The 10,430-nt window shown below is 37.8% G+C and carries 13 protein-coding genes; 4 read left to right on the forward strand and 9 right to left on the reverse strand.

All coding sequences use genetic code 11. The annotated features are described in order from the left end of the window. Nucleotides 1-119: 119 nt before the first annotated feature. The 3 genes from FHY45_RS02980 to FHY45_RS02990 are packed head-to-tail and all read right to left on the reverse strand — an operon-like array spanning nucleotide 120 to nucleotide 2,226. On the reverse strand, nucleotides 120-473 hold the full coding sequence (locus FHY45_RS02980) for a VOC family protein (RefSeq protein WP_139891353.1): 354 nt from the start codon (nucleotides 471-473) through the stop codon (nucleotides 120-122). Then, on the reverse strand, nucleotides 470-1,504 hold the full coding sequence (locus FHY45_RS02985) for an S-adenosylmethionine:tRNA ribosyltransferase-isomerase (RefSeq protein WP_139891354.1): 1,035 nt from the start codon (nucleotides 1,502-1,504) through the stop codon (nucleotides 470-472). Before FHY45_RS02985 ends, FHY45_RS02980 begins: the two co-directional genes overlap by 4 nt. Next, a complete protein-coding gene (locus FHY45_RS02990) occupies nucleotides 1,504-2,226 on the reverse strand; it encodes an SDR family NAD(P)-dependent oxidoreductase (protein ID WP_139891355.1) in 723 nt (240 codons plus the stop codon). Before FHY45_RS02990 ends, FHY45_RS02985 begins: the two co-directional genes overlap by 1 nt. A 154-nt stretch (nucleotides 2,227-2,380) precedes the next feature. Between FHY45_RS02990 and FHY45_RS02995 the strand changes: the two genes are divergently transcribed. Beyond that, the gene (locus FHY45_RS02995; RefSeq protein ID WP_257468959.1) at nucleotides 2,381-3,499 is read left to right on the forward strand and encodes a GAF domain-containing sensor histidine kinase; all 1,119 of its coding nucleotides are present in this window, start codon (nucleotides 2,381-2,383) and stop codon (nucleotides 3,497-3,499) included. Between the two features lie 12 nt (nucleotides 3,500-3,511). Further along, nucleotides 3,512-4,144 (forward strand): response regulator, encoded by a 633-nt coding sequence (locus FHY45_RS03000; protein WP_139891357.1) that lies wholly within the window; start codon nucleotides 3,512-3,514, stop codon nucleotides 4,142-4,144. Between the two features lie 142 nt (nucleotides 4,145-4,286). Here FHY45_RS03000 and FHY45_RS03005 read toward each other — a convergent pair whose 3' ends face one another. Continuing rightward, complete coding sequence (locus FHY45_RS03005) at nucleotides 4,287-5,480, reverse strand: MFS transporter (RefSeq protein WP_139891358.1); 1,194 nt, start codon at nucleotides 5,478-5,480, stop codon at nucleotides 4,287-4,289. Nucleotides 5,481-5,854: 374 nt separating this feature from the next. Here FHY45_RS03005 and FHY45_RS03010 point away from each other — a divergent pair, with 374 nt between their 5' ends. Next, the gene (locus FHY45_RS03010) at nucleotides 5,855-6,157 is read left to right on the forward strand and encodes a DUF3139 domain-containing protein (RefSeq protein WP_066101154.1); all 303 of its coding nucleotides are present in this window, start codon (nucleotides 5,855-5,857) and stop codon (nucleotides 6,155-6,157) included. A gap of 204 nt (nucleotides 6,158-6,361) precedes the next feature. Here FHY45_RS03010 and FHY45_RS03015 read toward each other — a convergent pair whose 3' ends face one another. From FHY45_RS03015 to FHY45_RS03035, 5 genes are all read right to left on the reverse strand, one after another. Next, the gene (locus FHY45_RS03015; RefSeq protein ID WP_066101156.1) at nucleotides 6,362-6,994 is read right to left on the reverse strand and encodes a response regulator transcription factor; all 633 of its coding nucleotides are present in this window, start codon (nucleotides 6,992-6,994) and stop codon (nucleotides 6,362-6,364) included. Beyond that, on the reverse strand, nucleotides 6,991-8,028 hold the full coding sequence (locus tag FHY45_RS03020; protein WP_139891359.1) for a sensor histidine kinase: 1,038 nt from the start codon (nucleotides 8,026-8,028) through the stop codon (nucleotides 6,991-6,993). Before FHY45_RS03020 ends, FHY45_RS03015 begins: the two co-directional genes overlap by 4 nt. After that, nucleotides 8,025-8,756 carry a cell wall-active antibiotics response protein LiaF gene (gene liaF, locus FHY45_RS03025; protein WP_139891360.1) on the reverse strand — a complete coding sequence of 244 codons (732 nt, stop codon included), beginning with the start codon at nucleotides 8,754-8,756 and terminating at the stop codon, nucleotides 8,025-8,027. The genes FHY45_RS03020 and liaF overlap by 4 nt, the downstream gene beginning before the upstream one ends. 104 nt (nucleotides 8,757-8,860) lie before the next feature. Next, nucleotides 8,861-9,508, reverse strand: a complete 648-nt coding sequence (locus FHY45_RS03030) for a PspA/IM30 family protein (RefSeq protein WP_139891361.1) — start codon at nucleotides 9,506-9,508, stop codon at nucleotides 8,861-8,863. A 16-nt stretch (nucleotides 9,509-9,524) separates the two neighbouring features. Beyond that, nucleotides 9,525-9,872, reverse strand: coding sequence for a lmo0954 family membrane protein (locus FHY45_RS03035; RefSeq protein WP_139891362.1), 348 nt, complete (start codon nucleotides 9,870-9,872; stop codon nucleotides 9,525-9,527). A 151-nt stretch (nucleotides 9,873-10,023) separates the two neighbouring features. Between FHY45_RS03035 and FHY45_RS03040 the strand changes: the two genes are divergently transcribed. Continuing rightward, the gene (locus FHY45_RS03040) at nucleotides 10,024-10,359 is read left to right on the forward strand and encodes a hypothetical protein (protein ID WP_139891363.1); all 336 of its coding nucleotides are present in this window, start codon (nucleotides 10,024-10,026) and stop codon (nucleotides 10,357-10,359) included. The last annotated feature ends 71 nt before the right edge of the window (nucleotides 10,360-10,430 follow it).

Genomic DNA, 10,430 nt, shown 5'->3' on the forward strand with positions numbered 1-10,430 from the left:
TCTGCTGGATACCTCAACTGACTGGAAAACATGTTTTAAAAGAACATACCTATATTCCAATCAGCGTTATGTTTAATCCACATCTGTACTTATACGTAAGTTGTTCGCTTGCAGAAAGCCTAAATCCTCTTTAATAACTCAATTCTTTCACCATTATTCCCCTCAATAAAAACAATTGTCCAGCCATTTCCCATCCTTATTGGCCCCTCTAAAATAGATACATCATTTTCATTTAAAATTTGTAAACAATCCGTTTCAAAACATATATGTGCCTCGTATAATCCTTTTTCATCAATCATTCCATTTTCAATCAATTCAATCCTTAATCGGTCATTCACTAAGAATACGATCTTTTCTCCATCCAATTCCATGTATTGTTCAGTGCGAAATCCTAGATATTTTTCAAAAAAGAACCTTGTAAGCTCCAGGCTTCTCACCTCAAAACCGACGTGATGGATATTCAACTTTTTCATATAATTAAGTTCACATCTCCAAACTCATGCCATAAATACTCCTTTAGTACGGCTTCCTCATACGTTTTAAAAAGGAACTCCGAATCAATAAAAGCAGTGAGCATATCCAAATGGCTCGCCTCAGGTTCATGAAAACCGGTTAGGATACCATCAACTGCTTTCATTTCGTAATCAGGTCCTATATACAAATGGGTGCTACCCTTGAGCTTTTCAGTTAGTCTAGCCGTCTCCAAAGCACGAACGACCGTGGTTCCGACAGCAATCACTCTTCTCCTCTCTTTTTTCGCATGCCGAATCATATCCATTGTCTCACTGGGGATTTCATAGAGTTCAGGATTGGTTTCCGGTTTTACTGGCCAGTAGTCATCTAGTAAATAGCTCAAGCCTGTGTGAAGCTGAATAAACTGAAGCTTAACTCCCTTTCTTTGAAGATTGAAAAGCATTTCCCAGGTAAAGGCTCGGCCAGCAGATGGCATTTCAACGGAGCCAGGGACTGAAGCATAGACCGTTTGATAGAAGTTTAAATCAAGTGCCTGTTTCGCATATTCATACCGAATGGGTTCTCCTTTCTGATATAAATAATGTAAAATACGATCCTCTGATTGAGAAAAACAAACACTCCACAAAGGGGTAGCTTCTACCCTGCCACTTATCTCTCCTTTCAATTGTCCTTCAGAAAAAATGAGCACATCTCCAACTTCTATATCTTCATGCAGGGCCAGCACTTCCCAGGCGTTATTCTCAATCTTTTTTGCAAACCTTATTTCTACAGCTTCGGCTTTAACGATCCCTTTTCTAGTAATTGTTGCCCTTGCTGAGGCAGGAATTGTCCTGCTATTATTTAAAACCAGAATATCACCTTTCTTCAGATACCGATCTAGATGGGAAAATTGAGTGTGTTCCATTGTTCCAATCCCTTTATCTGTCACCATTAGCTTGACTTGGTCCCTTCTCATACCTCTGAACTCGGGAGGTTCGGACGCATTTAATTCTTGAGGCAGAAAAAATTTTTTCCTGAGAGGCAATGCCATTATAATCCCTCCTGTTCAAGCTCGAACTTCTGTGCTTCAAACCGTTTACCGTTAATATGCCGTGAATGATTCGAGGCTAAATAAACAAAGGCACCCAGTACCTCCTCCGGTTTAGCCAGCTCCTCATTATGATTAGGGTCTGCCAATGCATACATGTCCGTATCCATACTGCCGGGGTCAATCATATTGATTCGTATATTCGTTTCCGAGAGCTCATCTGCCCATGTTTCGGTCAGTCCTTCCAGTGCAAACTTCGAAATTCCATAGGCTCCCCATCCCGCATATCCTTTTTGCCCTGCTTCTGATGTCACATTGATAATAGAGCCTTCATTACGCTGAAGCATTCCAGGCAGAACACGTTTTGTGACCATAAATGGACTTAGGCTGTTTGCCTTTATAACATTCATGAAATCAACCTCTGAATAATCCAGTAAGAGTGGCATCGGGCTAGGCCCCAATACAGCAGCATTATTAATTAAAACATCAATTTGACCAAATCTGCTTTCTGTCATGGAAATAAAGGCTTCCACATCACGCTGATTTGTAACATCCGCTTTTACTGCCAGAACTGTACTACCCAATTCCTCAGTCATTCTTTTCACTTCCTGTAACCGCTCTTCTCCCCGCGCACAAATTGCGAGATTGTATCCTTGTTTTGCAAAAGCAAGGGCTAATGCTTTCCCTAATCCTTTAGATGCTCCTGTAATCACAACTGTTTTCATGATTTATACCTCCTATAGAAACTTATACTTATAGCGTATTGCAAAAAAACAGCCATGCCCTCGGAGGATGGATGGAGTTTCAGCTACATCTTTAGTAGTACTCCACCATAAAAAATGTATAATAATAACAAAACATCTATTAAGGAGACTAAAGGTGGTCCGTAAAATTTTTCTCTCAGAGATTCATATATTGAAAGAAATCGCTGAAACATTAAACGAAGGCACTGATTTAACAGAAGTTTTGGCTCAGGTATTAAAGAAGCTTTTAAAAATAACCTCTTTGGAAACCGGCTGGATCTTCCTTATTGACGAACGGGGCAATTACAAATTAGCCGCTTCTGAGGGACTGCCGCCCGCTTTAAAAATTTCAGACTATGAACCCATGTGTACAGGTGACTGTTGGTGTGTGAATAAATTTTTAAAAGATAATCTACATAAAGCTTCGAACATTATGGAATGCAAGCGGTTGGAAAATGCAAGATTGAATCAATGGGGCGATACGTATGGCCTTGTTTACCATGCTACTGTTCCCTTATCAGCTGGGGATGAAAAATTCGGCGTATTAAACGTAGCCGTAACGAATAAAGAAAGATTCGAAGCAGAAGAGTTGGGTCTCTTAGAATCCGTTGCCTATCAAATCGGCAATGCCCTGAGACGAATCCATTTAACAAAACGGGAGCAGGAACTGAAAGTTGCAGAGGAACGAAATCGCTTGGCACGGGACCTGCATGATTCTGTAAATCAATTACTTTACTCTATTAATGTGACATCAAAGGCCGGAATCAATCTATCAAAAGAGGATTCAATCAAACAGATTTTTGCTGATATTGGGAGGATGTCACAGTATGCACAGGCTGAAATGAAGGCATTGATCTGGCAATTACGGCCAGATGGACTAAAGAACGGACTCGTTTGTGCCCTCAAATCATATGCTGAAATACTCGGTTTACAAGTTATTGTTCAGGTGAAAGGGACAGGATCTCTCCCTTCAAAAATCGAAGGAAATTTATGGAGGATTGGGCAGGAAGCCTTCAATAATGCCATTAAATATTCCGGTCAAAAAGAAGTCTTACTTTTTCTTGAATACAAACAAAATCATATTATCATGTCGGTTGAAGATGGCGGAGTAGGATTCGATATTTCATCAGTAAAGGGATTGCCGAGTCTTGGGCTTAAGAGTATAGAAGAACGCGTAACAGCCCTGCAAGGGAAATTAAGCATAATTAGCAAAAAGAACTCCGGCACCAGTTTAACGGTTGAATTGCCATACTAAAGGAGAATTTTAATGACGATAAAAATTGTTTTAGTGGATGATCACCATGTCGTTAGGAAAGGACTGGCATTATTATTAAATAGCCATCCTGATATGAGCGTAATTGGAGAAGGAACAAACGGTAAGGAAGCAATTGAACTGGCCAAAAAACTGACTCCCGAGATTATGATAATGGACTTACTAATGCCTGTAATGGACGGAATCGATGCAACAAAACACATTGTGGAAACCATACCGAATGTGAAAGTTTTAATCCTCACCAGCATGTCAGATCAAGACCATGCCATTCCTGCCTTGGATGCGGGAGCCAGTGGCTATCTATTAAAGGAAAGCGACCCAGAGGAACTAATCCTAGCTATTAAAAAGGCAGTAAACGGAGAAATCTATATTCATTCCAAAATTACCGCAGAATTAATGACAGTTCTGCAAACGAATAAATCCAAGCAGAATTCGTTAGAATCATTGACTCAAAGAGAAAAGGAAGTTCTCAAGGAAATCACCAACGGCAAAAGCAATAAAGAGATTGCTTCAGCACTTTACATAACCGAAAAAACGGTAAAAACTCATGTATCCAATATCCTGTCTAAGCTAGAGCTGCAGGACCGTACTCAGGCTGCTCTTTTTGCGATACGAAATGGTTTTTAATTGATTTGGATTCGCTGTTATTTTATTGGGGATTTATGTACTCTTCCATTCAATTCATCCGGTAAAAAAAAGAGAATAGAAAATCTATATAAAAAACCAGGTGAGTCATGACTCACCTGGTTTTTTATACGTAATTAAGCAATTAGCGAACTGCTTTCTCACGGGTTATAAGTACGTAAATAACCATCGACATGAATACGGACACAGCCGCTGTCATATAAATACTGCTGTAGCCAAATGAATGTCCAATCTGTCCGAAAATCATAGCTCCTATCCCTATACCTAAGTCAAAGAACGAGTAAAATGTAGCATTAGCCATTCCTTTACGATTTTGGGGTGCCTGATCAATTGCCCATGCCTGTAAGGCTGGCTGAACGCTTCCAAATCCAAATCCATAAAGGAAAGCCGCAAATAACATCATGCTGGTGCTAGGCAGCCAGGATAGTAATAGCATCGCAATAAACACCAACAATGTTCCCGGTATAAATACAGCCTTGTGCCCTTTACGGTCATATAATTGTCCGGCAAACGTTCTTGTCAACATAACAGATAATGCATAGATAACAAAATACCACTGGATTCCATCGATTCCCTTTTGTGCTGTATATAAAGGAAGAAAAGTAGCTATTCCCCCAAAAGTAAATGTGATGAAAAATGCCAGTATGGATGGTTTTAACGAGCTTTTTTCATATAGATCCAGTATCTTCTTACCAGTTGGCTGCACAGTCACTTTCTCAGCTTTCTTGAACTTAATCTGCGTTGCTACCAGAAGAGCAATAACTCCTAGAATAGCACAAATTAAGAAAAACTGATTAAATGGTATCATAACAACCAAAGCAAGACCAAGAGATGGCCCAATAGCCATCGCAATATTTCCGGACAGCCCAAAGTAACCCATTCCTTCACCCCGTCTTGATGCCGGAACCAAGTCTGAAGCAACCGTACCAGTAGCTGTAGTTAATGCTCCCCAACCCAATCCTTGAATAATCCGCATCATGAACAGCAAAGCAATACTTGCCATAAAACCAAATGACCCGAGGGTAAGGATAACAACAATTAAACCTCCGAAATAGACAATTCGTCTTCCCTTCGTTTCCAATGCCTTGCCGGCAAAGGGCCTAATCAGCAAAGCTGAAAATGTAAATATCCCCACAACTACTCCTATTAGCTGGTCACTTCCACCGAGATGTTTAACGTACAACGAAATTGTCGGCAAGGTCATTTGAAAACCTAAAAAGATCAGGAAGTTTGTAATACAAATGAAGACAAAATCTCTTGTCCATATTTTTTCCTTCTTTATTTTTTGTTTAACTCCTTGTTGTGCTTGATCAATCATTTTATACCTTCTTTCTGCTCCTTTACATTATTTATATTACCCGAATACGAAACTATCTTTCTATGGAAATTTAAAAAATACACAAAAAATCCCTTCTTTTGTAGGCAAGGGAGTAATATATTGTTATTCCCATTTGATAGTATCCTACACCTTTCTGTATTAAAGACTACTTGCTTAAAATGTATTTATAAATTAACTTCCTATAATGTTGAAAGGTTCCACATCTGAATCTACCAGCATACTATCAAACAATTTTTATAATATCATTTTTATTTGAAATGACAGATACTTATGATAGCTCATGCTTGTAAAAGTCCAGTGTGTAGTCTTTATTCTATTAAATTTATTAATAAATTTTTATTAGGAGGTTGTAAATGAGAAAAATAGGAGCGACTGTATTAATTTTGTTAACTTTTATCGGAATTGGATTAGGCTATATTCAATATAAAAAGTCAACTGTTGAACAACGTGTAATTGAGTATCTGACAACTGAAGAGAACATTTCAAAGAATGACATTATTTCCAGTGAACCATTTATTGCAAATTTACGAGGAGATAAGAATTGGATGGTTAGTATTCGACTAAAAGATGATAATAAAACCTACTATTATTACAAAAATAAAAATGAAGTAATTTTAGAATCGTATGTAGAAAACGGAGTAGAACACGTTCAATAAAAGGTAGTAAGGGGAAAATCCTTCATAAATAGGATTTCCTAAATTAATTGGATATAATTAACACTTAAGTTTAACATATCCATAAATAAAAGAGCTCAAATCCATTTGAATTAGAACAGTCGGAGTTGAGCTTCACTTTATTATTAAAATTATAATGATAATTATCTTAACAAAAGTGATTACCATACTCATTCAATCGGTAATCTATTTTGTTAATTTATGATGGAAAGCATAAATTACTGCTTGGGTACGATCCTGAACTTGAAGTTTACCTAAAATATTGCTCACATGTGTTTTAACCGTTTTAAGTGCAATAAATAATTGATCTGCTATCTCTTGGTTCGTCTTTCCTTCCGCCATTAATAATAAAATTTCTATTTCTCGTGATGTTAAATCTTCGTGCAAATCTCTTTTATTTGCGTTCCTAAATTTAGACATGAGTTTATCTGTCACTTCCGGTACCAGAACGGATTGCCCTTTATAGGTTTCGCGTATCGAATCTGCTATTTCACTTGCTTTCGAGGTTTTTAACATATAGCTGATTGCACCTGCTTCAAGAGCCGGGTACACTTTTTCATCATCAACAAAACTCGTCACAATGATTATTTTTGCCTCCGGCCACTCCGCTAGAATCTGCTTGGTTGCCTCAATCCCATCCATTTCAGGCATTACCAAATCCATCAATATTACATCAGGCTTTAGGCTCAATGCCATTTCGACACCCTTAAGTCCATTTTCCGCTTCCCCTACCACTTCAATGTCGGATAAAGAAGATAAATAAGCAGAAACACCTATACGAACCATTTCATGGTCATCTACAAACAATACTCTTATCATACTTTCTCACCTACATTCACTAATGGTACTCTTACTTCGATTCGCGTGCCTTGCTTTGGTACCGAAACCACCTTTAGAATGCCGCCAATTTCTATCGCCCGCTCTTTCATATTTTGTAACCCGTAAGAGCCAGCCTTCGCTTCATCTGCGGTAAATCCAACACCATCATCAATCACTCTCATAATTAAAGAACGTTCATGCTGAATAATATACACTTCCAATAATTGTGCTTTAGCGTGCCGTAATGTATTCGAAACGGATTCCTGGAGGATTCTAAATAAATGATCCTCAATCCCTTTCTCCAATTCCAGATCTTCTACCTTCCATTTTACCGTAAAAGGGATTTTTTGTTTGAGTTCGCTCAAAAGATTATCTACGCCTTCCTTCAAACTTTTATCCTTTAAATGTACAGGACGGAGATGTAAAAGTAAGGCTCGCATTTCTAATTGGGACTGTTGAATCATACTTTCAACCATCCTAAGCTGTTTTTTCTCACTTGTCTCTTCATCCCCACCTGATTCATTGATGGCTGACATAAGCATAGAAGCAGCAAAAAGCTGTTGGCTGACAGAATCATGGAGTTCTCGGGCCAATCTGTTTCTCTCCTCTTTAACCATTGCCTGAACTCGTTTTTCCTGTTCCACTGAATTTTCAGTAGCCAGTGCCTGAGAACGTTTTGCCTGATCAAGAAGGACCGTTTGGATTTGTTTTACTTTCTCGACAGATTCAGATAACTCCCTTGTCTTAATCTCTTTTTCCGAAAGATTTTCCCCGAGGTTTACACTTCGCAAAGTATCATTCAACTGATTAATTTCAGATTTATAGAATAACCCGCTTGCAATTCCGAACAAAACACCAAACAACAGGGAAATACTTAGCGCAAATAACAGAAATGGCACATTAAAGATCTTCTTCTCATATAGAGGAGTCCAATCAGAGGAGAAAAAGATTACATAATAACATAAGAATATAGTTAAAAATAGCAGTAGAGAGATTGATATACAGATCAGTAATTGGCGTTTTAGTATACTCATATCCACTTCACCACCAAATTGCCAGCACCGATCGAAGTAACGACCTTTATTTTATAGCTAGCCTCGTTATATCCTTCTGACCTATACATAATTTGCTGATTTCTAAGCTCTTTTTCCTTTTCTTCAAATAAACGTACTGTTCCAAATAAACAAGTGTGGGAAATTTGCACACCCACATCGTACGGTACAAATATTTCAATGTCCCCAATACCATTGCGAATCGAAATGACTGATATTTCCTTTGGCAAGACTGTATTGCTCAAATTGATATGAGTATCTCCGTATACGCTTATCACATTCAGATCATTCCATTCGTATACGTACTCAGGAGTTTGCTGACTTCCAAAAATTCTATTGGTAATCACAGGCTTAGATATTTCACCATTCTGTTTTTCCTGCTGTTCCAACGATTCTTTAGGTTTGATTTGAATAGGTTCACGTCTCTTTTGAAGATGCTGAGAAATAAAATAGAGAAAAAGAATAAAGAAAATGAGTCTGACAATGAATAGATGAATTAAGCCTATAAGACCTGATATTATACCCATCCAAAATATCATTTTCCCAAATAGCTTAGAATAACGGGAATAGCCATAATAAATACAAATTCCCGAAAATAATACGCTAAAAAGAATTTGATGAAAGCGAAAAAAGATAATTTCAATTAAAGCAATGATTAAAATAGCAATTACTATTTTTTCTGCCCAATGGCCTTCTTTATATCTCTGCATATTCCTACCCCCTATCCGTCATTCATCTTAGATGAAACTTGCTGATTACTAATCTAAAACAGACGCAGCAAAATACTGCGTCCTACATACTAGAATACCATTTTTTAATTCACTGTTTCCTTCCTTTTTAAATCTTTTTCAATTTCTGCAATGCGGGTATCAATCGTTGCTTCATAATAATTGGATTTCACTCTATTTTCTATTTGCATCATATAATCATCAATTTCTAAGGATTGTTGCCCCTCACCCTCTACTGCTTCTTTACCGGACTCCATTAACTTATCCATTTTATGATGAACCTTTGCAATATTTTCCCGTCCCATCAGCTCAAGTCTCTTTATATGCATATCTTTCAGCTTTTGCTTCATTAAAGCAAACTTCTCTTCAAGCTGTTTTAAATCAAGGCCAATTTGCACAAGCAGATGTTCAATTTTGGCTGAACGATCCTCATAAACCGCCTGTTCCTTAATGGCAAATTCGAATAATTCACTCACATCGCCTGCTTCCTTTGCAATATGAGCCTGGTGTTTACGTTTATCAGCCATTTCCTTAGCAACAGCTAATTCACGCTTCATTTCCTCTTTCAATCGATATTGACGTTGTATTAATTGTTGAACCTGTTCTACCTCTCTTTCGGATTGTCTCAAATATTGATTCAATTTTGAAATTGGATTCCTCTCCTCCTGCTTATCGATTAAATCATGAATATCTGCTTCCACCGAATTTTTCATACGAGTAAATAAATTTGCCATGTTCCCTGCACACTCCTCATTTAAAATTTTTATTTAATTGTTCCCATTCTTTTTCAAAGTTTGTAAATGGATCATCATGACTCACATAGTCCTTTTCCTGCTTATGTTCCTTATATAGATAATAAAGAACATACATAGCAACCAAGCCGATTAGCGCAGGTATATTACTAACTGAAGCTAATAATGTAATGACCGCAATTGCTCCCCAAACCACTTTCGATAAATTGGTATCTGCCTTCATAAAGCCTTTCACGGCAAAATACAAAATAGCTAATGTAATGGCCAATGTAATAATGGGACCAATATGACCGATCACGATTAGACCAGCCACCATAACAATCAAAATCAATCCGAGATTTTTCATTGATATTCCCTCCTTATGTCTTTAGTTTAGCTTGGAAGAATATTCTTTATAACGACCCTGAGCTTGATTTCCAACTAGGTCTTGAGGCGTAGCTAAACTAAGACTATTAAAAGCTCTACAGTACTGCTTCCAATAAATAGCGCAAAAAACATTGAGAGAATCGAGTATTGCACTGGGAGAAGAAAATCCTATACAGCTAGTGCTGAGACGACTGTACAGGCCCGATAAGCATAAGAAGAGGCGCGCCAGGGGCGATTTCTCCTACCGTAGTGGCTATCCTTATGACCTCGAGGGACTAGGAATCGAAGCCGAATCACACCATATATTAAGTAAAGTAATAATGGAAAATCTAACAGACTATCTAAATAACCATCTGCCCCGGGGAGCATACGTAAGTTTAATAGTTGATTCCCCAGCTGATAAGCTTTATGAGAAATTCGATTTTGAATATAACGCTCCCCAATCTGTCGGGATGTATCGAAATTAATATAGTTTTAAAGAATACATACTCAGAGCCAAAGAACGCTGAGTTTTTGGTTGTCATTCAAGTTTTCTAAT

This window comes from Bacillus sp. D386, assembly GCF_006346415.1.